Origin of the sequence: Pseudomonas sp. ES3-33 (assembly GCF_000952175.1) — a bacterium.
Lineage (GTDB): Bacteria > Pseudomonadota > Gammaproteobacteria > Pseudomonadales > Pseudomonadaceae > Aquipseudomonas > Aquipseudomonas gregormendelii.
Genome location: NZ_JZRI01000104.1, coordinates 40,140 through 58,594, shown reverse-complemented (window position 1 = coordinate 58,594; position 18,455 = coordinate 40,140). Strand labels below are relative to the sequence as shown.

The following is an 18,455-nucleotide window of genomic DNA, read 5'->3' as shown; positions in this document are numbered from 1 at the left end:
AGAATGTAGACGGCTGCAACCGCTAGACCGAAGCCGCACAAAGCGGTCAATACGAAGACGTGTAATGGTTTCATACGATGATCGGATTCCGAATGGCAGCCATGAAGTCATCATTACCCCGGCCTTCAGGGTTAAGAGAAATCAGGGTCACTGCGTTGAATAGGGCCATCAAGGGATCGATCTTGGCCGAGCCGCTGGCTTGCTTGGTGATCAGGATGGAGTTCGCGCGCGGCTCGACTTTCGCGTTGCTGACGCACCAGGCCATCATGGGTTGTCCGCCGTGCTTCATACCGCCTTCAGCCAACTTGCGTTCGGCGGTCTTGATTGCCCCGCCCAGCTTCCAGCCTTGGCTAATGGCCACAATTTTTTCTGGTGGGATCTCGCGCTCGATCATCGCGTCGTAAATCGCGCCAATTCCGACTGGATCGACACCGACTTTGTCCAGCAAACCCGACGCTTCAACCTGCTCAACCAAGTCGGCTACCTCAAGCACGTCATCGCCAATTCGCTTCGACAAGGTCAGGTCGCCGTCTTTCTCAAAATCATGGACGCGCGGAGCTTCTGCCTTTCTTCGCTCGAGCACGGAGGGATGTGCCCAGGCATGGGTCCACACCAACCAGTCACGGGTTCGTTTGTCGCGTCCAACGGCGGCGAAACCCAGCAAGTCGTCCAGACCACCGCCGTCGATCCCAATGTCGATAACGTCGCATCGGGTAATCAGATCATCGAGAGTGAGTTTCTTCTCTGCTGCAGCGACCCAGTAATCGGCACCGGCCCAACGATCCGAGCGCAATGCGAGTCCAATCTCGACGTTGAGATGCTTTGACATAAAGCCAAGCACCTCAGCCTCGCCCGCCTCCTCCGCTTTTTTCATTTCTCGAATCAGGAATTTCTCGCTGACTGAGTACCCCATGTTCGGGTTGGTGATGTAGAAGTTCTCTGGCTTCCGGTGATCATCGGCACTGAGGATTTTCTGGGGAAACTCGTAAATCACCGGCAGGAAATTAGGATCGATGATCGTGCCGTCACGAACGCCCCTAGCGTATTGCAGCTTTTCCCGAAACACACCCGCAGGTGGCTGGTCGGACTGCGTCGTCAGGTAGATGACGAAACCTTCGGGACGAGACGCTAGCCCGCCGGTGGCTTCGCGCAGCATGTTGGCTGCGTGCGGGTTTTTGCCGAACAGGTGCAATTCGTCTACCAGGACGACCGCCGCCTTCTTGCCACCGACTGTGTTCTGATCCGCTGCGACTACCTTCAAAGTGGCGCCGGACTCGCGATGCGTAATGGTTCGCACGTGATCCTGCACATGCAGGAGGGCCGAGAGCTCTTCGTCGTGTTTGACCATATCGCGTGCGGGGGCGTACGCGTTGTTCGCGACCTCTATCGTCGGCGCCAAAATGATGAACTCGGCTGATTGGCGCCAGTTGCGGATCAGCACGGTCAGCATGATCGCCGCGGCAATGGTGCTTTTTGCGTTCTTCTTACTGATGAGAAGAAAGAACTCTTGGATCAGCCGTTCTCCGGTGTCGGAGTTGTAAGCCCCGAAAATCGCGCCGGCCAGATCACTGATCCATGGTGCACAGGATTCGCCAATCAGCGGGCTACCAGGTGCGTCGACAATCCGCAGGTCGTTCAAGACCTGCATGCACGCCGCTGCTTCGTTCGGAAATAAAGGCGGGAACGGCACCAACGATTGCCGGTTGATGATTCGCGACTCCCAGTCTGGGCACGCAGTGTCCCAGGTGGGTTCGTTCACTTATTTCACCGATCGCAAATGTGTAGGGGGTGGAGGCGCAGCTCCGAATTTGCCTTTGCCTGCTTTCTTCGCTGCGTCTTCCTTCTCTTCCTTCTTCCCACCCTCGCCTTTACGCGGATGAATGAACGGCATCAGCGCCTTGGCAGCATCGACCCGAAGCTTCGCGTCAGCGTCGAAGTCGTTCATCGTCGCGATCAAAAATGCTTTCGGATCTGTGAATGTCATCGCTTTGGAAAAGTCGAAAGCGGATTCGTCACCAGGCTCGTCACGATCCAGGGGTGGCAAATTCGCACTAGCAGGTCGACCCACCCCATTAACATTTTTGTTAATGGGTGAAGATGCCAGCGCTGCAATGACATTCGGGTGTTTCGCCAACCGTGAACCGGCTACCGAAGCGCTGGAGGCCGCGTATCCTGCGGCGATCGCTGCATCTTTATGGGACGCACCTCCCCTCACAGCGTCGACAAAAGCACGCTGCTTGGTTGTTAACGCCATTAACAAAAAACCTGTGTGGGGGAAAAAATCTGTCCGTGCGGTCGGGGGCGGTGTCCTATGCAAAACCTTCCACGGTTTCGACCCGTCCCGGGGTACTGGCGTGCCACAGACGCCAATCGATACCGTTTCTCGCTTGCTCGACGAGATCGATGGACATCACGCTCGGCCCGCGCCCTCGGATGACTCCACGGCAGTCTTGTCCTTGTGGCAGGGGACGCAGAGAGCCTGGAGGTTGTCCTCATCATCTGAACCACCACGGGCACGGTTCACGATGTGATCCACCTCAAGCTGCAACGTGATGACGCCACAGGCCTGGCATGTGTACTCATCGCGCAAGAGGATTGCGGCGCGTTTACGGCGCCAAGGTCGACCTCCACGGCCCGAGCCCCAACCATCCGCTCCCTCCAACGCCACTGGAGCAGCGAATGCTCTACCTTCAGGTTGTTGCATACGGGCGGGAAGAGTTCTCAGTCGAGACATACGCAACTCCGATCACGGTTGGTGGGCTTACTTGCTGTGACTTCGCTTGATCTGGGCGTCGACCTGATCGGCGCACGTATCGAGCAGGTTGATTGCCTGATCCTTCAACTGCCACACATCACCGTTGTCGCGAAGGTCGGCCTGGGCTTCGTCGATGCGCTCGCATGGGACCAGCTCAGGGGGTTCGAGCCTTACCGCTGTTGTCTTTGTCACCACTGGCTGCTTTCCCGCGCAGGCCGTCAGGCAAAGGCTGAGCAGCCCAATCACGAACAGGCTTGCTGTTGCGCTTGAGATCTTCAAAGTTCTTCTCCGCCTTTTTGGCTTTTGCCTGACTGGCCTTGAGCCGGCTGTTCAGGTCTTTCAGGTAGTCCGTGTTGCGCTGCGCCTCAGCCCGAAGCGTGGTGATCGTGGCCTGGCTTTCGCTGTTGGCCGTGAGTGCGTCGTTCTTGCTCTTGGTTTCGATCTGCATCTCGCCACGCAGTGCGATAACGCGGTACTGCTGGATGCCGACGAGCAAGATGCCGACCAGAGCGATGATGAATGCTGCAGCTATGGCCTTCATGTTGAGTCCGCCTTTCGCCCGAGGAACTTGATTATCAGTTCGCGAATCGCGGTAACACCGATGAATCCGATAGTGCCACCAGCAGCAACTGAGAGACTGGAGGGCCAAGCCATCCATTCAATTACGCTGCTGGCAGAAAGGCTTAATGAGCCGCAGATCATCGCCTCAAGTATCACGCGCCACTTGTTGGCCTCTTTCCCCTCGTACAGCACGCGCAATAGCGAGACGGTGAAGGCCATGATTGCACCCTGCCAAAGCGGAGTACTGAGGACGAGCCAGACCTGCGCCCAGAAGTCGGGATTTTTCTCAGGCATCTTGGACATCCGGCTGTCCTCCCTCGCGGGGAGCGTAATAAATTCGGCTCCAACAGCACTCCCAGCTCGGAGCAATGGGTGTGGTGGAGCCGAAAAGAAAGCACGCACAACGGCGGCATGGTGGCTTCGTGCTATCGTCGATGCCCCTAAAGCAAAACGATGGACGGAACCATGGTGAAGACAAACATTGAGCGCTTCGATGAGATGAGTGCGGGCATACTGGCGCATCTGTACCAGTCATTCCCTGTGCATACTGGCGTGTCACCTCGGATAGCAGGTCTCACCGAGGCTGAAACGCTGAGCTATGACCCCGTAGAGGAAACTGCTGTCACCTCTGGGGAACGCGACCCTGAAACCGAGTTCTTCGAAGCAACTTTGGCTTGGCTGGTTCAGTCAGGATTTGTGCAGCGCAAAGATAAAGGTCATTTCTATTGCACCTACGTGCTGACCTCGCTTGGACTTCAGGCGCTCAAGCATGTACCCAAGCCATCACTTGGCAGCGAAACTTTGGGTGAAAAGCTATCCACTGCCACCAAGACCGGGGCGAAGGAAATGGCTAAAGAGGCTCTCAACCAAGCGCTATCCATCGGGATTCAGGTGCTGGCCAAGGGCGTAGGGGCTTAGTCCTCGGTTCCCACGCGGTGGCGGCAAAGCATCTTCATTGATACTTTCCGTGAGTCAATCTCCGATCTGAACTCATGAAGCAGAGCCTCTGGGCTCGCCGCTAGGGCTCAGCAACGCGAGCCTCACAGCGAGCCAAGGCTTTCTGGTTGTCGCAGACTACGCCAGGTGGCGAACGCCACCCCCCAGGTGCATCGTGAGTCGCTTTACCATTCGGGTATTCCTCGTGGGTTGGCTTTTCTTCCTGCAATAAAAAACCCCGCTCGGTGGCGGGGCTTTTGGTGTCTCTCTCATAACGCGTAAGATCGACATGATGGGGTTAATTTACGATCAAAGCGCCACTACAGTCAAGCGGCATCAATGAAGATTTCTTCCCGATCGAATATCTCGGTCGCGTGCACCACTGCCTGCTCTTCAAGGCGCTCAAGGCAGCGTGCAATCCCCGTCTTCCAGCGGCGACGAGTCGACTCTGGCTTGCCATCAAGATCCCAAGTGTTGATGTCGTAGAAGTCGGCCGGCAGCACGATCATGTCGGTGGATCTCTTCACGTACTCGCCGCGCTCGACCTTCACCTCAGTCCTCCAGCCGGAAGCGATCATCTCGCCGACTGCATTGTGCTCCAATTCATCCCGAAGGCTGCGGGACACCACTTCACGGCCGCTGCGCGGCACTACCTGTACGCCCTTCAGCTTGGGGATCGCCCAGGCCGTCACTGCCTTATAGATAAACAGCTGCGGCGCTGGCGACTGGATCCGGCTGATGAGGCGACCGATTGAAGCGACTTTGTTGCCTTTGTGCGTCGAGTACTTGGCGACTAATACATCCCACTGCGCAGGGGCCAGGTGCTTGTGCAGCAGCGCGTGCAAGCAGCAGTCGTAATCAAATTTGTCGCGGACCGAAATCGAACTGCCGGTACCGCCCTGGCGAACGTCAGCATCGATCAGCTTCTGCCATGACTGCTTAGTGCTGTTGTCGATGTTGTCGGCGGCCAGTACGCGTACCAGGGTGCCCATCACGTCTTTATAGATGCCCATCGATCAATCCCCTGTGTAGTTCGATCCGCCGGCACCGCGGCGGTTGTTCTGTTCGTATTGCTGCTGAGCGCCTGGCGCAGGACCAGCCAAAGCCAGATCCAGATCGCGAGTCACGGCACGCAGCTTCATATTCAGTTGCAGCACCAGGTCGGCCAGCGGCAGGGCATCGCCCGTTTCGGCACAAACCCAGCCAGATGCATTGCAGGTGGCGCATTCCATCTCGTGAAACATGCCAAGGCGAAGCCCACTACCACGGCAGTCGTAGCATCCGCGAAGCGGCTTCATTTCTCTGCGAAAGGCTGGACCGTGAACCTTATTCACTTGGCCTCCTTGAGCCAGAACAAAACGGCGTCGATGGATACGGGGGATGTACGGCTGTCGATCCTGGTGCGGTGCCCATCCTTCAGCACGACGTCCAGAATCCGGCAGTCATCGAAACGCGCATCGACGATCATCGACACTTCCGCTCTGTCGAAACGAGGGCAATGGGTGACGCTTATGCCGCCAATAGCGAGGCTTGTTCCCGAGCTTTTATCCATTTTTAAACCTCGCCTATGGTTGATTCTTGAATAGGCTCGCAAGCCTTATGTTCTGCGGCTTGCAGCGCATTACCAGAATCTCCCGATCTAAAGCCGGTCAATGTCTGAATGCGGTCAAGGCCCTTTGAATCTAGATGCGCGTGCCACTTCTCAAGGGCATCACGCTTGCGGCTCATCACGTCCGATTGGATGTACACCTTCACGTTGTGGCCCATGGCGTGGTTGATCAGCAGTTCACCGATCAGATGGTCGATGCCAATGTCTGCCCAGCCGGTACGGGCCACCTTGCGCAGGTCGTGGCTGGTCCACTCGCCCTGCCCCAGCCGCACGAATACGGCGCTGGCCTGGCCTTCACTGAGTGCATTGCCACTGCGAGACGGGAACAGGAATTGCCCGTCATACCCGCCCGCCCGCTGAATGTCGCGATAGCTAATCAGCAACTGACGCACTTGCTCGGTCAACGGCAGGTGGTGCTCGACGCCAGTCTTGGTGTGCTCCGCTGGAATGAACCACTCCCGCTCTGCCAAGCTGATATGGGCCCATCGCGCTTGCCGGGTTTCCCCGATGCGAGTGCCATGGCAAAGCATCAATAGGGCCAGCAGGCCGTCTGCCGGGGCGCTGTCGATTGCGTCAAGCAGGCGGGCAATCAGGTCCTGCAGTTGGGTACCGCGCAGCCGTGACGGCTTGATCCCGACCTTGGCCTTGGAGAAGTCGCTGAACTTGACGTCCTTCATCGGGTTGGTCGCGATCAGCCGAAGCTTGAACGCCTGGCGGAAGGCCAAGGCCAGCAGCTGGAATGCTGATCGGACGTAGTCGATGCCGATGGCTTCCTGCGCGGGCCACATGAACTGATCGTCCAGGGTGGCCTTGTCAATTGAGGCCAATGGCACGGCCCCCAGAAGCGGCTTGAGGTGGCACTTGATCAGCGACGCGCCTGTCTTCTTCCGCTTGGTCGAAAGGCTACGGTCGCGGGCCATCCGGTCGGCGTACCATTCCAGCAGTTCGCCGGTGGTGACCCACTTCGACAGATTGGAGCCAGTACCGGCTTCGAGGCGCAGGCGAATGCCTGGCAGCGCCGCAACGACCTGCTTGGCACTCAGGTCAGGGAAGCTACCCACGAGGTTCCATTTGCCCTTGCGCACCAGGTACCACGATGCCCGGGCGCGATCGCGGGTGAAGCGCAGGTACAGACCCCGGTTCTCGATGTCGCGCAGGTCGCGCACGGCGCCGGCGGCCTGCCGCTTGATTTCGGCATCGGTGATCTTCACGGCAGCACTGCTCATGCGATCCGCTCCATCGCCTTTTGCTGCTCAGGTGCGAAGTCGCCACGCAGTGGCATCAGATTGTCAGGTCGCACAAGCGCAAACCCAACCTCACCACCACTTCCAATCACGTCATCCCCGGCCACCAGCCATGCTGGGTTAGCACCAATGTGCTTGATCGCTTTGCGCCCATCGAACTCGAATAGAAGTCGCTCGCCTGGAACCATAAAGGCCACAAGCTCGCAGGCTTTCCCGACATTCTCAGGCCGCTTGATCGAACTGATTATTAGAGCCAGATCGCCCGGCTTGAATTGATTGTTCATGCGGCCACCACTGTAGGAGCGAGCCGAAGATAGGCGCGGATCTGCTCCATCGCGTCGAAGTGACCACGGCAGACCACTGCGAGATAGCCCTGCTCATTCAGTCGACGAATACATGCCGCCTGGCTCGCCGATACTGCTGCAGGATCAACCGTGGCCTTGAACTCGATATACAGCCCGAAGAACCCGCCGCGCGCCATCGGCAGCACCAGGTCAGGAATACCCGCCTTCACCCCCTGCTGCTTCAACTTCATCGCCACCAGCTTGTGACGGTGACCGCCGTTTGGGACGTGGTAGATCAGTTCAAAAACCTGCGGATAGCGCAGCTCGATCTCGGACAGCAGCGCGGCCTGCTCCTGGCCCTCGCGGTCGATTGACTTCTTGCGTGTCGGTTTCACACCGTACGGCTTCAGCGAAAGAGGCTTCATCGGCGGTCACCCCGGGCTTTGCGGTGCCGGTCGTTGATGCGGCGGCACACTTCAAAGAGCGCCCACGTCGCGAGGATCATCAGGATGAGTAGAGTTCGTGGGTCAATCATGCTGCCCCCTTCACGGTGAGTATTCTGGCCCGGATCAAGGCCTCATGTGTTTCGGCGATCGCGCGGGGCATGTCCTGCCAATCCACATCGCCAGTGCCACGCCCGTCGATCACGTCATGGCAGGCCCTGCACGCGTAGACGGCAACAGTGTCGAAGCCCTTCATGCCCATGCCCTTCTGGCCGCACGGCAGGTGCGCGAGAACGGTAGTGTCCGGGTTGAAGTTGCAGGTGCCCGGCAGGCGGACGGTGCATTCCTGGCCGTTGGCCGAGGCGCGGAGTTTCTTCGAGGTCACGCGCATACCTGCTCCCCAGTGTTCAAGTCGATGACTTCGTAGGTAGACGGCCACATCATCTGGCCGAACTTGAGTGCCGCAGAAGGGTGCTCGAACAGGGCGACGGCACGGTCGGGCTTGTCGGACAGCTCCCACTTGTAACCGCAGCAGTGCACGGCGAAGCGGTACTCGGCAGGATTGGTTGGGGAGAGCCTGGAATGAGCCATCAAAACCCCTCCTTCCCGCGCTGCGATTCCCAGTCGAAAGGAACGGCAATCGCCCCGCCTTCCCGCAAACGATCAAAGCAGCGCTCGCCCATGGCACTTGGGAGCATGGCGGCGTCGAGGTTCGAGATAATTACCGTCGGGCGCATTTGCTCGTAACGGCCGTTGATGATCGAGAACAACGTCGTCAACTCGAAATCGCTGGGGTTTTCCTTGCTCACTCCAATTTCGTCGAGTATCAGCAGTGACGGCCCAATCAGACCGGACAAGATTTGGTTTTCGGTGCGCTCACTGCCTTTCGCGTAAGTCGCACGAATTTCCTGCAGCGCCGTGCCGATGGTCCGGTATACGGCGGTCGCATCTGTCTTCTTCATGATTTCGGCAGCAATGCCCACGCCCAGGTGCGTCTTCCCAGTGCCTGGCTTGCCAAGCAACAGCAAGCACCGACCGGTAGGAGCGATTTCGGCAAACTTGTCTGCGTACTTGCTGCATATCCGCAGCGCCTCTTTTTGCCCTGACGAGGCGGCTAGATACCCGGAAAGAGTCTTGCCTGCGAACCGTTTCGGGATCAGCGCCGATCCAAGTTTCAGCGCGAGCTCCTGGCGGGCCTGAGCCTTGATCCGCTCCTGTTCTTCCGCTTTCGCGATGAGCTGGCACTCTGGGCAGGCAGTCTTGAATTCACGACCAAAGATCACGTTGGTGGTTTGCGGAAACTGTCCGTGGTCTTCGCAAATCCCTGTCGTTTGGCGGGGTGCGGCCGATGCGCTTGGCATGGCTATCACGTTTTCAGATGCCATAGGTACCGTCCTCCCGCTTGGTCAAGCCAGCGGTGTAGTTGCGGTCAGCGAAGCCGCTGTGACGCGATGGCTGAACAGGCTTGAGTTGACGGACATTGCTTGCCTTTGCCCTGTCCGACTTCACCCAGCCGACCAGCAGAGATACCCACTTGGATTGCGTGTTGAGTCCACCGATGGATTCGTGATGAGCCGTGAACGAGGCCATGGCTTCATGGGTGAACAAGTCCGGCGACACGCCGAAGTGGACGCAGTAGGTTTTCAGGAGGTTCTCGTCAGGTATCCAGTCCAGCGTCATCTCCACCGGAGACTTCGGGTCAACCACCGAGGATTCCTCAGCAGTTGGTTCTGGCTCAACTGGCGGAGTTTCTTCGCCCGCGTTGAGAGAGTGGTGTTGATCTTGATTCGGAGAATCAGTGAATCCGGAATCAGGAATCAGGAATCCACAATCAGGAATCAGGGCGTTACTAGACGGTGGGTTAACAGGCTCTAACGGTGCTTTAACGTTAAAACCCTGTTCTGATACGTGGACCTTCGTTTGGGAGCCTGCAACGACAACGTTCTTTTTCCGTTCATTAACAGTGAGATACCCGTTGATGTCGGGGAGCGTGCTGTCCTTCTCCGACCCATGTGGGCTTTGGTGTTTCTGGAAGTTGACGATCTCAATAATCGACTGACCGGCAACCTGATATCGGGAAATGAAGCCAGAGCCCGCGAGACGATTGAGTCCTGCGTCGACGTCATAGTCGTCACATGGAAGAAGCTCGATCTTGATACGCTTCACCCGGTCCTCGAGACGGCCCTCTCGATCTGCCAGGCACCACAAGCCGATGAACATCAGGCGGTCGAAAGCGGGCAGCTCTACAAGCAGTTCATTGCTGAACAGCCCAGGCTTAACATTGCGAGCGCGGGCCATTACGTCCGCTCCCGAATGAGCGCAGGGAGTTGATGCCCGTGATGTGCTGCTGTGATTTGTCGCGACACAATTTTCGAAGGCTCGAAAAGTGTCACGACATGGGGGGTATTGCCGGGAGTAACGATCGTGTTCATAATGGCCCCACTGTGTTTTACAAGTTGTTGAAAGAGCCGGGTTGCAGCCCGGCTTTTTTGTGCCTGAAATTCAGGCGGCCTTCACCGAGCTTTCCAGCTCCGCAAGGCTTTCGCGGACGTGAGTTATTTCCGTGAGGATTTCGAACTTCTCGCTGGTGGAGACGTGGCTGTCGTCCAATGCTTCGTGGATGGCGATCGTCAGATCAGCCACTTCTTTACCCACATGGATGAGCGAGGTGGTCAACGCTTTCGGAGCCGGCGCAACTTTCGCGGTCAGCTCAAAACCGAACTGGTCAGCCAGGGTCATCAGCGGACGCATGTCGCCGGTGTGCAGCAAGACCCCAAACAAATGCTCGATGGTCAGGTGGTGCGCCGCGTTGTCTGGGTTCGAGCGCTGTAGCAGGCTCACGTGCGCCATGCACATCTTCCCCGCCAGCTCCTCTGCCCCGCTTTCCTTGATGGTGGTGTGGCAAGCCCTCAAGAAATCTTCCATTCGTAAAACCTCAAATTTGTTTCCGTGGAGCCCTTGCAGGGCTTGAGCGATCATTTGTTCAGCGGCTTAGGCGACTGACTTTTTCGGATGCGCTTCAGTGAGGAGCCAATCCGCGTCGAACGGCTTGCCCTTGGCCGCTGCCAATTCGGAAATTTTTTTTGCGTATTGGGTTTCGCCCGTGTACTCGGTGCGCGGCAACGCGTCCGCTACGAGCCACTTATAAATAGCTCTCGGAGTTTTCCCGCAGGCCAAGGCCACAGCAGGTACGCCGCCAGCATCTTCAATCGATTTCTTGAGCGGCCGCATAAGGCCTCCGAGTCAAATATGAACTTACAGTACATATTATGTCGGAACTGAAAGTACATGCAAGGGCGTGCCATGCTGAACCTATGGTTCACATAGAAGATATTCGCGCCGCGTTCGTTGTCCGGCTCAAAAAAGCCTTAGCCGCCCATGGAATTGACCAATGGGGGGCAGGTGCTCGTCTGGCTGAAATAGCCAAGGTCACGCCGAAAGCATCCAGTAAATGGCTAAACGGAGAGTCCCTACCAGGGCCGGCTAAGATGAGTGCAGTTGCGGATGCTCTTGGGGTAAAAATCGAATGGCTGCAGCATGGTTCAGGCGATGAACCCAGCTTTTCGAAGCTCCCTACGGTCGAGACCAACGCTACTGAACAGCCAGCTCAATCAGCAGCGGCTATTGTTCGGAATATGCTTGCCCAACAAGGAAAAGGTCTGACTGAAGAAGCCCGTAAACGGCTACTTGCGGTTGCTGAGGCCGATGATAGTGGCGGCGGAATAGAGATCGACTACTACCGGCCGGGCGCCGTGGGCGACGAAGTGTGGATTGCCCACTACGACGTGCGAGCTGCAATGGGCGGTGGACAGATCCCCCACGACTACCCTGAGATGTTTCAGGACGTGCGTGTTAGTCCGCAGCATTTGCGAGAGATGGGCGTTGAATTCAAAGAACACTTTCACCTGAAGATGGTGACAGGCTGGGGCCAATCGATGGCGCCCACGATCAAGCATCGCGACCCACTCCTGGTCGATGTCAGCGTCCGCGAGTTCGTCGGAGATGGGATTTACATGTTCTCCTGGGAGGGGCACTTGTACATCAAGCGACTACAGTGGATGGGCGAAGATAGACTCAAAATGATTTCCGATAACACCATGCATCCACCAGAGACAATCAGGGCCGACGAGACCTTTATTCAGGCCCGGGTGCTTTTGGTGTGGAACGCAAGCCTAGTATAGCTATTCACGATTTGGCCCCTCAAAGGTACGACAGTTTGGACGATTCTTTACAGGCACCCGAAGAGCTGAAGCGAGAAATCGAGTCATTGACCGATGAGGCCGCGACAGCTTTTTTACAAAAAATTCAGAATCGCCCATGCGAAGCATGCGGCGTTGACAATTGGTTCATGATTCCCGACATGAAAGTTGCTGGCTGGGAGGAACCTCTCTCCCGCGGCGTGCTGAACCCTGTTTTCGTCATTAGCTGCATGAATTGTGGGAATTTGCGATCATTCGCATGGGCCCGAATTCTCTACTTTTTGAAATTTGAGTATTCGAAAAATGCCGAATGAAAAACCTGTCTGGTTTCAGGGCGTTCATGATGGTCGGACTAATGACAGATCTGGTGCGGATGCTCATACTAAAAATATGAACGATATTACTCGCGAAGAATTCAACGCTAGGATCGAGCTTCAGCAGCTGAAGGTTGATGCGCGCCTCAAGGAATTTGAGGGAAAGGTCACTGATGGCTTGACTCAAATGAATCATAGTCTGCAGCTACTCGACAAGGACTTGGCAGGCGTTAGAGGCATTAAGGGCACGATAGTCTTAAACTCGATCCTTTCAGTGATAGCTATTGTGGGCATCGTGATCGCGGTGATGGCTTATGGTGTCGCGAATTTCGATTCGGGGCGGGATACCTCGGCAGCTCTTCAAGATATGAAGCAGCAGTCCGCAGAAACCAGGTTACTGCTTGAGCAAATCAAAGCGCAGCAGACCTCGAAGCAATAGGGTCTGGTGCTCGAAAGCCCGCCGCCGTGCGGGCTTTTTTGTGTATATCAGAAAGGCGCCGGCTCCTCGACTGGCTCGCAAACCTCAACCGACCGATCCATTTCCGCACTCGCCTCCCACTTCAGCGTCACTGACTCATCGTCGTTGAACGTCATGTCTATGCCATTCGTCTCGTTTAGAAGCCCCATAACCTCCTCCCACTCACGATCACCATCCGTGTCCAGGCGATGGATTGTCACCCAGCGCTGAACCTGCGCGACCGGGTGGTTAATCATAGACGACACGCGCAAGCCAAGCCGCTCTATCCCGCTTACTTCTTGTCTTTGTGCCGGTGTTGACTGCTTGCTCGCCTTTGCCATTGCGTCCTCCAATTGCTGTATATGCATCCAGTGTTATGAACTATAACGAAGCGACTCCAAGCGGTAAATACCTAAAGCATTCACATGATCTTTTTCGTATCGGTGTACCTTTCAGAAAATTATGTACTTTTGGTACTTGACCAAATATGAACTGATGGTTCATATTTAGCCCATCGCAGCGACACACAGCCGCAGCGGAGCACCATCGCTCTTTAACAGCTTGAAGACAAACCCTGATTGCGATCAGGGAACAACAACGCAACACGGCGCGCTTCCGTGTCCGGTAACTCGGCACGCAAGGTTCGCCGCTGATGGACAGCATCACTTCTGCACCTTGGCGACAGGGTGCAGCGGGATGCAACCCAACCCAGAGGATTCACCATGTTCGGCAAACTGTTTGGCAAGAAATCCGGCGAAGCCCGTCAGGCCCTGGCCGTGATGACCAACCGCGATCTGATGCAGGCTTCGGTCTACGGCGTGTTCTACGTCGCTTCCGCTGATGGTGACATCGAGAAGGAAGAGCTCGAAAAGATCGAGAAGCTGATCAACAACTCGGCAGCTCTTAAAGGCTTCGGCGCCGAGCTGAGCAACACCATCGACCGGGCCAAGGCTGACTTCAACGACGGCGGCCCCCGCATCATCCGGCAGAACGCCGAGAAGGAACTGAAGGACCTGGCCCACAGCGTTGACGACGCAGCCACAGTGCTGAACTTCATGCTGACCGTGGCCGAGGCTGACGGCGAGATCGAGCCAGCCGAAATGGCCGTGCTGGAGAAGGCCGCCAAGATCATGAACCTCAACCTCAAAGACTACCTGTAGTCATGTTCGGCAGGCTCAGCAACAAAGCACGCTCGCTGGCCGCCTACGGGCTCGCTGGCGGAGTCGTCTTCGTGGACTCGGCAAGCCGCATCCTTTCAATGGTCGGTGACCTGGTACTGGTCGCGTTGCTGTTGATGGTGCTGATGGTTGGCAAGGCGAAAGACAAACCGTAGTCATCACTTCTGCCCATTCACTGAGTGGGCAGCGGGATGACAACCGAGGGCACAAAGATGAAAGTCCAGGACCATGCTGGCAAGACAGCAAGCTCGATCAATCAATGGTCAATCGATACCCACACCATTCTTGCAAAAGAGCACTGCCGCAGCGCTCGGGAACTCGCACACCGCGCCGGCGTTCGCTCCTACCACATCAGCCAGGCACTCAAGCATATCCGATCCGCCCGAGTGAGCATTCTGGGCGAGGTGAGCCGCCTGGGTTCGAATCATCCTCAATACGCAACAGCCGTGCAGAAGCTCAAGGCGCTCGACGCCAAGACCCGAGCCCGGCGGTGCGCAGCCTAACAACCAGCGCCACGTCAGCCTGACGATAACTGCCCGAGCACCTGGTACTCCCCAGCACCAGGCCGCATCGGTCTGCCATCTGCCTTACTGGGCAGGCCAACCGGTAGCGCTGCCGGCGCCCGAAGAGGCCGCACTTGCACTGCGGCACTACCCAGAGATGGCAGACCGATGCGGACGAACACCCGGCCATGTGCCGGCCACCTGCGTCAGCTGAGATAAAGCTCAGCGTGGTGCGCATTATCAGAATTAATGCTCACCATCATCACCATTACATGGAGATCACTACCATGAAGTAAGTGACCGAGTCACCTGTGCGGTGCAGTAAGCCTGAAGGCTGCGCCCAACATCCTGACAGGCAGCGGCATCTGGGCCGACGGTGTCACCGCGCACCGGCCGAGCAATCGGTAGGCCACCCCAAGTTCAAGATCACCGCTGATGATTCAAACCCGGGCCGTCGCCAGCAGCGGGCCTGGGAGGCTGTCACGTAGGGTGGTACCCGTGACGCAAACAAAAGCCCGGGTGATCTCGGGCTTTTTTACGCCTGCCTTTATCCGTCAGCACTCTCCCCCTGCGCCCAACGGCAACCAGCAGGAAGGCCGAGTGCTGACGAATAACCGCAACCCACCATAAGGAATCGTCATGAACCAGACCATTCGCCAAAAACAAGCGGTCCTGCAGGTGTTGCGGGCTCGCGTTTCATTGTCCACCTCGGAGATGTACCAGATGATCGGTCGCGAAGAGCCAGTGCGTGTGCCACGCTTCAACGTCATCCCGCTGGGCGGCAACAAGTTCGACGTGATCGATCACGACACCGGCGTCTCGAAAGGTGAGCGTGAGGGGCACGGGCTGGCTTGCGACTACGCTAAGCAACTCGAAAAGAAAGCGGTCTACTTCGAAGAGATTCGGGAATCGGGTCGAGTCTTCGCTCGGACGCTTCTGCGCTGGACCATCGGCGGCGCCGTTCTTCTGGCCGTCTTTGCCTACTACGGAGCCCAGCCATGATCGGCGTTCCAATGCCCCACCCGAAAGACGCGGTCACCGCGCACCTCAACCAGAAGCTGGAACAGTTCTTCGGCGCCGGCGGCAAACCCCAGGCCGAACCCTGCGCCGAAATGAAGCCGCTTCCGGCCCGCTCGGACAAGATCGACCCGGACACCGTCCTCAAGCGCCGCCGGCCCTCTCCTACTCAGGCAGAACGCATTGCGCTACGGCGGATCACGGAGGCGCTATGAGCAAGCGCAAACCGAACAACGGATTCGCCCGGGCGGAACGCGCGTGCCGGGCCTTGCTCAACACCAACCACGTTGCGGTGGTGAACATCGATCCCAGCGGCACGCAAATCATGCGAACTGGAAAAGCTGCCGGCAGATCCGAAGCCTGGCGATCGCCAACGCGCTGTTCGACTTCTCCTACCACTGGACGATCTACCTCAGCGCCATGTGTCGAGACGAGCGCGGCGTTGAGTACGTCAAGTCGGTGGAGATATCGCCAGAGGGTATCTACAAGGTCGAACGCCTGACGGATGCCATCGAGCATTACTACCTGGAGCTGCGAGACAGCTGCAACCCGAACCACCTGGTGGCTTCTGGATGGATAGCCGTCCCCGCCGAGGTCGTTCTCGAGGAGGCCCAGGCCGCGAAGCTTTTCTACGCCGCAGGCGCCTGGCATCAGGTGAAGCTCGCAGCATGAGACGCCTCAGCAACCAAGTGCGCCAGCGCCTACGCCAATCGCAATTCAATCTTCCACCCAGCGGCCTGCTGGCCATTCAGGAGAAACAGCCATGTCCACCCCTACTGATACCGCCGAGTTCCTCGAAGAGCTCAACGGCGGCGCTTTCGCCAGCCAAATCGGCCACGCCCTTTCCGAAGTCGCCGCCGGCGTAGTGGATCACGGCAAGGTCGGAAAGCTGGTGATCACCCTGGACTTCAGCCAGATCGGCGAATCCAGCCAGGTGAAGATCAAGCACAAGCTCGACTACAAGGTGCCAACCAAGCGCGGGACCCGCAGCGAGAACACAAGCCTGGACACACCGATGCACGTTGGCTCCGGCGGGAAGATCACCCTCTTCGCTGAAAAGCACGATCAGCTCTTCAGCCGCGACCAAGCACCTATCACTCGCCGCACCTAATCGCTCGACCATCAAGGAACTGAACAATGTCTCTGACCAAAGAAGCGATCCAGCTCATCACCGACACCGCGCTCGAAGCGAGCGGCAAAGCGCTGGCCACCCAAACGCCTACCATCGTGCTACCGGAAGGCTGTCAGGTGGTCACTCTGGAAAAATGGCAGGCCGGCCGCAGCCGTTTCCGTGGCATCTACTCCACCCATTCGCTGGCTGACTTCAGCACTTATGTCGCCGACCGCGCGATCTCAACCGCCAAGGGCTTCATTGACCAGGACGAGATGACCTGCACGCTGCTGTTCAACCTGGGCAATGATTTTGCTCCCGGCCACGCTGATGATCGCGCGGTTCTGCGATTGAAGGCCTCCGCTGGCTACAAGGCAGCTCAGGCAATCGGTGGGCGGGCAATGTCGCAGAAAGACTTGAGCGATTGGATCGAAGATTGGCATCAGTACCTGACACCGGTTGATGACGAAGGCAAGGCGATTCCTGTTGCCAAGGCTATCGCGGCCGTTCGCACGATCACCATCAAAGCGACCAGCGAATCCGAAACCACAGTCGGTGATACCAGCGCCAGCCGCAGCGCCATGGATCAGATCGAGGCCCGCAGCAAAGAAACACTGCCGGCAGCGCTGCTGTTCAGCACCATCCCGTACGAAGGCCTGACCGAGCAGCAGATCAACTTGCGAATCTCGGTGATCACCAGCGGCGCGGTGCCGGCGCTTAAGCTGCGCTGGGTAGGCGAAGAGGTTCAGCGAGAGGACATTGCGCAAGAATTCAAGGCCGTATTGCAGCAGCAGATCGGCGACAATGCCGCACTCGCGCTGGGTGCGTTTGATCCTAAATAGCGTCGGTCGAACGAGGCTCTTACCTTGGTTTATGCTCGGTTCTTGGTGTGATTTTAGGTACGGTTTCGGAGGGGCTTACGATAGAACTCACTTCTACGTCGGCCCCCTCAAATCTTTCTCGAAATATAGAAGCCATCGTTCTACCTGTTCTCTTACTTTCCTCAAACGCTGCAGAAATGTCCTCTCCCCTGAGAGGCTCATTAGGCGCAATTATCATGGTTTGTATATTGAATGCAGCCTCTTCTTCATTTTCAGTGGGCGACGTGTGATTAACTATATCCTCCGGATCAATTTCCATAGCATCTTGCATCCCGATGCCATGACTCCCGAAATCAAAATGCATTCCAGGCTCTTTTGATAGCCGCAGCATGAAGAGATCATGATCACTGAAGGGCAAGTGATAGTCGTTGAAGTTTATAAATTGCTTACCGTCGATCCGCATCTGAAAATGGTAATGGGGGAAATTCGAATGTGAGCCGCCATGTCCAGAAAAATCGCTAGGCGCGCAATCGAACGACCACTCAATGTTTTTCCATTTAATTGTTGAACTTAGAATTTTACCTTCAGGCGCTTCATCTTTTAGGTCATTTATATTTGCAGCGAATCTTTCAGCGTTGGCGCACCACCTTAGATACGCACAAATATTTATATAGCCAAATTTTTGAGCGATTAGCACAATATCTTTATTCTTAAATTTCCCTCTCCTGAGCAACCAGTGAACGCACGGAGACTCCTTACTAACGGTTTTAAAATCTTTATCGCAAAGATAACAATGGTCTCTCTGATAACCATCGATGAACCTCAGATACTGAGAGCGATGTTCCGCATCATTCATCTCGTTCCATGTGTCCAGGTCTTCTGCAGTCATCTTTGCGAAATCTGCTGTAGCCCGGCCCACTGCCTTTTCGAAGTTGATCGCCATATTTTTTAACCCACCGGCCCCATGCCGTGCCGAATACAAATACCCCACTTCAACGAATCACGCCAGCCGGCGAGGATCCT

At 56.7% G+C, this 18,455-nt stretch carries 31 protein-coding genes and 1 pseudogene; 12 read left to right on the top strand and 20 right to left on the bottom strand.

Translation table 11 applies throughout. The annotated features are described in order from the left end of the window. Positions 1–70: 70 nt before the first annotated feature. From UB23_RS18015 to UB23_RS17990, 6 genes are all read right to left on the bottom strand, one after another. Entirely contained in the window at positions 71–1,759 is a 1,689-nt protein-coding gene (locus UB23_RS18015; RefSeq protein ID WP_045060653.1) for a terminase large subunit, read from the bottom strand. Beyond that, positions 1,760–2,254 (bottom strand): terminase small subunit, encoded by a 495-nt coding sequence (locus UB23_RS18010; RefSeq protein ID WP_045060652.1) that lies wholly within the window; start codon positions 2,252–2,254, stop codon positions 1,760–1,762. 156 nt (positions 2,255–2,410) lie between these two features. Continuing rightward, positions 2,411–2,704 (bottom strand): HNH endonuclease, encoded by a 294-nt coding sequence (locus UB23_RS28665; RefSeq protein ID WP_236695868.1) that lies wholly within the window; start codon positions 2,702–2,704, stop codon positions 2,411–2,413. Positions 2,705–2,761: 57 nt separating this feature from the next. Beyond that, positions 2,762–2,947, bottom strand: coding sequence for a hypothetical protein (locus UB23_RS18000; RefSeq protein WP_177328570.1), 186 nt, complete (start codon positions 2,945–2,947; stop codon positions 2,762–2,764). Then, entirely contained in the window at positions 2,910–3,296 is a 387-nt protein-coding gene (locus UB23_RS17995; protein ID WP_045060649.1) for a hypothetical protein, read from the bottom strand. Before UB23_RS17995 ends, UB23_RS18000 begins: the two co-directional genes overlap by 38 nt. Next, positions 3,293–3,619 (bottom strand): phage holin, lambda family, encoded by a 327-nt coding sequence (locus tag UB23_RS17990; protein WP_045060648.1) that lies wholly within the window; start codon positions 3,617–3,619, stop codon positions 3,293–3,295. Before UB23_RS17990 ends, UB23_RS17995 begins: the two co-directional genes overlap by 4 nt. A gap of 162 nt (positions 3,620–3,781) precedes the next feature. On the opposite strand from UB23_RS17990, the gene UB23_RS17985 reads away from it, so the two are divergent. After that, positions 3,782–4,234, top strand: coding sequence for a hypothetical protein (locus UB23_RS17985; protein ID WP_045060647.1), 453 nt, complete (start codon positions 3,782–3,784; stop codon positions 4,232–4,234). A gap of 344 nt (positions 4,235–4,578) precedes the next feature. On the opposite strand, the gene UB23_RS17980 is transcribed toward UB23_RS17985, so the two are convergent. The 12 genes from UB23_RS17980 to UB23_RS17925 form a co-directional block, all read right to left on the bottom strand. Next, positions 4,579–5,265: a hypothetical protein gene (locus UB23_RS17980; RefSeq protein ID WP_045060646.1), complete on the bottom strand. Its 687-nt coding sequence runs from the start codon at positions 5,263–5,265 to the stop codon at positions 4,579–4,581. Between the two features lie 3 nt (positions 5,266–5,268). Further along, positions 5,269–5,586 carry a hypothetical protein gene (locus UB23_RS17975; protein ID WP_045060645.1) on the bottom strand — a complete coding sequence of 106 codons (318 nt, stop codon included), beginning with the start codon at positions 5,584–5,586 and terminating at the stop codon, positions 5,269–5,271. Further along, positions 5,583–5,804, bottom strand: coding sequence for a hypothetical protein (locus UB23_RS17970; RefSeq protein WP_045060644.1), 222 nt, complete (start codon positions 5,802–5,804; stop codon positions 5,583–5,585). Before UB23_RS17970 ends, UB23_RS17975 begins: the two co-directional genes overlap by 4 nt. A gap of 2 nt (positions 5,805–5,806) precedes the next feature. Then, positions 5,807–7,087 (bottom strand): tyrosine-type recombinase/integrase, encoded by a 1,281-nt coding sequence (locus tag UB23_RS17965; protein WP_045060643.1) that lies wholly within the window; start codon positions 7,085–7,087, stop codon positions 5,807–5,809. After that, a complete protein-coding gene (locus UB23_RS17960; RefSeq protein ID WP_045060642.1) occupies positions 7,084–7,389 on the bottom strand; it encodes a hypothetical protein in 306 nt (101 codons plus the stop codon). The genes UB23_RS17965 and UB23_RS17960 overlap by 4 nt, the downstream gene beginning before the upstream one ends. Further along, positions 7,386–7,814: a VRR-NUC domain-containing protein gene (locus UB23_RS17955; protein ID WP_045060641.1), complete on the bottom strand. Its 429-nt coding sequence runs from the start codon at positions 7,812–7,814 to the stop codon at positions 7,386–7,388. Before UB23_RS17955 ends, UB23_RS17960 begins: the two co-directional genes overlap by 4 nt. 106 nt (positions 7,815–7,920) lie before the next feature. After that, the gene (locus UB23_RS17950; RefSeq protein ID WP_045060640.1) at positions 7,921–8,223 is read right to left on the bottom strand and encodes a nuclease domain-containing protein; all 303 of its coding nucleotides are present in this window, start codon (positions 8,221–8,223) and stop codon (positions 7,921–7,923) included. Continuing rightward, the gene (locus tag UB23_RS17945) at positions 8,214–8,423 is read right to left on the bottom strand and encodes a hypothetical protein (RefSeq protein ID WP_045060639.1); all 210 of its coding nucleotides are present in this window, start codon (positions 8,421–8,423) and stop codon (positions 8,214–8,216) included. Before UB23_RS17945 ends, UB23_RS17950 begins: the two co-directional genes overlap by 10 nt. Then, on the bottom strand, positions 8,423–9,217 hold the full coding sequence (locus UB23_RS17940; RefSeq protein WP_045060638.1) for an ATP-binding protein: 795 nt from the start codon (positions 9,215–9,217) through the stop codon (positions 8,423–8,425). The genes UB23_RS17945 and UB23_RS17940 overlap by 1 nt, the downstream gene beginning before the upstream one ends. Continuing rightward, complete coding sequence (locus UB23_RS17935; RefSeq protein ID WP_045060637.1) at positions 9,207–10,130, bottom strand: DnaT-like ssDNA-binding domain-containing protein; 924 nt, start codon at positions 10,128–10,130, stop codon at positions 9,207–9,209. The genes UB23_RS17940 and UB23_RS17935 overlap by 11 nt, the downstream gene beginning before the upstream one ends. Before the next feature lie 204 nt (positions 10,131–10,334). Further along, entirely contained in the window at positions 10,335–10,757 is a 423-nt protein-coding gene (locus UB23_RS17930; RefSeq protein WP_045060636.1) for a phage regulatory CII family protein, read from the bottom strand. A 66-nt stretch (positions 10,758–10,823) separates the two neighbouring features. Further along, positions 10,824–11,063, bottom strand: a complete 240-nt coding sequence (locus UB23_RS17925) for a hypothetical protein (protein ID WP_045060635.1) — start codon at positions 11,061–11,063, stop codon at positions 10,824–10,826. An 83-nt stretch (positions 11,064–11,146) separates the two neighbouring features. Between UB23_RS17925 and UB23_RS17920 the strand changes: the two genes are divergently transcribed. From UB23_RS17920 to UB23_RS17910, 3 genes are read left to right on the top strand one after another with little or no spacing between them, the layout of a single operon-like run. After that, positions 11,147–12,013, top strand: a complete 867-nt coding sequence (locus tag UB23_RS17920) for a LexA family transcriptional regulator (RefSeq protein ID WP_045060634.1) — start codon at positions 11,147–11,149, stop codon at positions 12,011–12,013. Next, complete coding sequence (locus UB23_RS17915) at positions 11,992–12,345, top strand: hypothetical protein (protein ID WP_152644289.1); 354 nt, start codon at positions 11,992–11,994, stop codon at positions 12,343–12,345. The genes UB23_RS17920 and UB23_RS17915 overlap by 22 nt, the downstream gene beginning before the upstream one ends. Next, the gene (locus UB23_RS17910; RefSeq protein ID WP_152644288.1) at positions 12,335–12,784 is read left to right on the top strand and encodes a hypothetical protein; all 450 of its coding nucleotides are present in this window, start codon (positions 12,335–12,337) and stop codon (positions 12,782–12,784) included. The genes UB23_RS17915 and UB23_RS17910 overlap by 11 nt, the downstream gene beginning before the upstream one ends. 47 nt (positions 12,785–12,831) lie before the next feature. Here UB23_RS17910 and UB23_RS17905 read toward each other — a convergent pair whose 3' ends face one another. Continuing rightward, positions 12,832–13,143, bottom strand: coding sequence for a DUF1654 domain-containing protein (locus UB23_RS17905; protein WP_045060714.1), 312 nt, complete (start codon positions 13,141–13,143; stop codon positions 12,832–12,834). A 381-nt stretch (positions 13,144–13,524) separates the two neighbouring features. On the opposite strand from UB23_RS17905, the gene UB23_RS17900 reads away from it, so the two are divergent. The 8 genes and pseudogenes from UB23_RS17900 to UB23_RS17870 all read left to right on the top strand — a co-directional run bounded on the left by UB23_RS17900 (position 13,525) and on the right by UB23_RS17870 (position 17,453). After that, on the top strand, positions 13,525–13,962 hold the full coding sequence (locus tag UB23_RS17900; RefSeq protein WP_045060631.1) for a tellurite resistance TerB family protein: 438 nt from the start codon (positions 13,525–13,527) through the stop codon (positions 13,960–13,962). 2 nt (positions 13,963–13,964) lie between these two features. Then, positions 13,965–14,135 (top strand): hypothetical protein, encoded by a 171-nt coding sequence (locus tag UB23_RS29945; protein WP_177328571.1) that lies wholly within the window; start codon positions 13,965–13,967, stop codon positions 14,133–14,135. Between the two features lie 57 nt (positions 14,136–14,192). Further along, a complete protein-coding gene (locus UB23_RS17895; protein WP_152644287.1) occupies positions 14,193–14,483 on the top strand; it encodes a hypothetical protein in 291 nt (96 codons plus the stop codon). Between the two features lie 639 nt (positions 14,484–15,122). Further along, positions 15,123–15,485, top strand: a complete 363-nt coding sequence (locus tag UB23_RS17890) for a hypothetical protein (RefSeq protein WP_045060629.1) — start codon at positions 15,123–15,125, stop codon at positions 15,483–15,485. Next, a complete protein-coding gene (locus UB23_RS17885; RefSeq protein ID WP_052673001.1) occupies positions 15,482–15,715 on the top strand; it encodes a hypothetical protein in 234 nt (77 codons plus the stop codon). Before UB23_RS17890 ends, UB23_RS17885 begins: the two co-directional genes overlap by 4 nt. Continuing rightward, positions 15,712–16,172 (top strand): annotated as a pseudogene (locus tag UB23_RS17880) (hypothetical protein). The gene UB23_RS17885 and the pseudogene UB23_RS17880 overlap by 4 nt, the downstream one beginning before the upstream one ends. 91 nt (positions 16,173–16,263) lie before the next feature. Beyond that, positions 16,264–16,611, top strand: a complete 348-nt coding sequence (locus tag UB23_RS17875; RefSeq protein WP_045060628.1) for a hypothetical protein — start codon at positions 16,264–16,266, stop codon at positions 16,609–16,611. Between the two features lie 26 nt (positions 16,612–16,637). Further along, on the top strand, positions 16,638–17,453 hold the full coding sequence (locus tag UB23_RS17870) for a DUF2303 family protein (protein WP_045060627.1): 816 nt from the start codon (positions 16,638–16,640) through the stop codon (positions 17,451–17,453). Between the two features lie 19 nt (positions 17,454–17,472). Here the strand turns inward: UB23_RS17870 and UB23_RS17865 are convergent, their stop codons facing one another. Continuing rightward, a complete protein-coding gene (locus UB23_RS17865) occupies positions 17,473–18,375 on the bottom strand; it encodes a hypothetical protein (protein ID WP_045060626.1) in 903 nt (300 codons plus the stop codon). Positions 18,376–18,455 lie beyond the last annotated feature (80 nt).

What these genes read in the sequence shown, in the direction of transcription:
- UB23_RS17995 (WP_045060649.1), bottom strand. Translation starts at nt 3,296, where the DNA reads ATGAAGGCCATAGCTGCAGCATTCATCATCGCTCTGGTCGGCATCTTG.
- UB23_RS17940 (WP_045060638.1), bottom strand. Translation starts at nt 9,217, where the DNA reads ATGGCATCTGAAAACGTGATAGCCATGCCAAGCGCATCGGCCGCACCC.
- UB23_RS17920 (WP_045060634.1), top strand. Translation starts at nt 11,147, where the DNA reads ATGGTTCACATAGAAGATATTCGCGCCGCGTTCGTTGTCCGGCTCAAA.
- UB23_RS17895 (WP_152644287.1), top strand. Translation starts at nt 14,193, where the DNA reads ATGAAAGTCCAGGACCATGCTGGCAAGACAGCAAGCTCGATCAATCAA.
- UB23_RS17925 (WP_045060635.1), bottom strand. Translation starts at nt 11,063, where the DNA reads ATGCGGCCGCTCAAGAAATCGATTGAAGATGCTGGCGGCGTACCTGCT.
- UB23_RS17970 (WP_045060644.1), bottom strand. Translation starts at nt 5,804, where the DNA reads ATGGATAAAAGCTCGGGAACAAGCCTCGCTATTGGCGGCATAAGCGTC.
- UB23_RS17955 (WP_045060641.1), bottom strand. Translation starts at nt 7,814, where the DNA reads ATGAAGCCTCTTTCGCTGAAGCCGTACGGTGTGAAACCGACACGCAAG.
- UB23_RS17930 (WP_045060636.1), bottom strand. Translation starts at nt 10,757, where the DNA reads ATGGAAGATTTCTTGAGGGCTTGCCACACCACCATCAAGGAAAGCGGG.
- UB23_RS17935 (WP_045060637.1), bottom strand. Translation starts at nt 10,130, where the DNA reads ATGGCCCGCGCTCGCAATGTTAAGCCTGGGCTGTTCAGCAATGAACTG.
- UB23_RS28665 (WP_236695868.1), bottom strand. Translation starts at nt 2,704, where the DNA reads ATGCAACAACCTGAAGGTAGAGCATTCGCTGCTCCAGTGGCGTTGGAG.
- UB23_RS17875 (WP_045060628.1), top strand. Translation starts at nt 16,264, where the DNA reads ATGTCCACCCCTACTGATACCGCCGAGTTCCTCGAAGAGCTCAACGGC.
- UB23_RS17885 (WP_052673001.1), top strand. Translation starts at nt 15,482, where the DNA reads ATGATCGGCGTTCCAATGCCCCACCCGAAAGACGCGGTCACCGCGCAC.
- UB23_RS17985 (WP_045060647.1), top strand. Translation starts at nt 3,782, where the DNA reads ATGGTGAAGACAAACATTGAGCGCTTCGATGAGATGAGTGCGGGCATA.
- UB23_RS29945 (WP_177328571.1), top strand. Translation starts at nt 13,965, where the DNA reads ATGTTCGGCAGGCTCAGCAACAAAGCACGCTCGCTGGCCGCCTACGGG.
- UB23_RS17910 (WP_152644288.1), top strand. Translation starts at nt 12,335, where the DNA reads ATGCCGAATGAAAAACCTGTCTGGTTTCAGGGCGTTCATGATGGTCGG.
- UB23_RS17950 (WP_045060640.1), bottom strand. Translation starts at nt 8,223, where the DNA reads ATGCGCGTGACCTCGAAGAAACTCCGCGCCTCGGCCAACGGCCAGGAA.
- UB23_RS18010 (WP_045060652.1), bottom strand. Translation starts at nt 2,254, where the DNA reads ATGGCGTTAACAACCAAGCAGCGTGCTTTTGTCGACGCTGTGAGGGGA.
- UB23_RS17890 (WP_045060629.1), top strand. Translation starts at nt 15,123, where the DNA reads ATGAACCAGACCATTCGCCAAAAACAAGCGGTCCTGCAGGTGTTGCGG.
- UB23_RS17945 (WP_045060639.1), bottom strand. Translation starts at nt 8,423, where the DNA reads ATGGCTCATTCCAGGCTCTCCCCAACCAATCCTGCCGAGTACCGCTTC.
- UB23_RS17870 (WP_045060627.1), top strand. Translation starts at nt 16,638, where the DNA reads ATGTCTCTGACCAAAGAAGCGATCCAGCTCATCACCGACACCGCGCTC.
- UB23_RS17965 (WP_045060643.1), bottom strand. Translation starts at nt 7,087, where the DNA reads ATGAGCAGTGCTGCCGTGAAGATCACCGATGCCGAAATCAAGCGGCAG.
- UB23_RS17900 (WP_045060631.1), top strand. Translation starts at nt 13,525, where the DNA reads ATGTTCGGCAAACTGTTTGGCAAGAAATCCGGCGAAGCCCGTCAGGCC.
- UB23_RS17905 (WP_045060714.1), bottom strand. Translation starts at nt 13,143, where the DNA reads ATGGCAAAGGCGAGCAAGCAGTCAACACCGGCACAAAGACAAGAAGTA.
- UB23_RS17960 (WP_045060642.1), bottom strand. Translation starts at nt 7,389, where the DNA reads ATGAACAATCAATTCAAGCCGGGCGATCTGGCTCTAATAATCAGTTCG.
- UB23_RS17865 (WP_045060626.1), bottom strand. Translation starts at nt 18,375, where the DNA reads ATGGCGATCAACTTCGAAAAGGCAGTGGGCCGGGCTACAGCAGATTTC.
- UB23_RS17980 (WP_045060646.1), bottom strand. Translation starts at nt 5,265, where the DNA reads ATGGGCATCTATAAAGACGTGATGGGCACCCTGGTACGCGTACTGGCC.
- UB23_RS17990 (WP_045060648.1), bottom strand. Translation starts at nt 3,619, where the DNA reads ATGTCCAAGATGCCTGAGAAAAATCCCGACTTCTGGGCGCAGGTCTGG.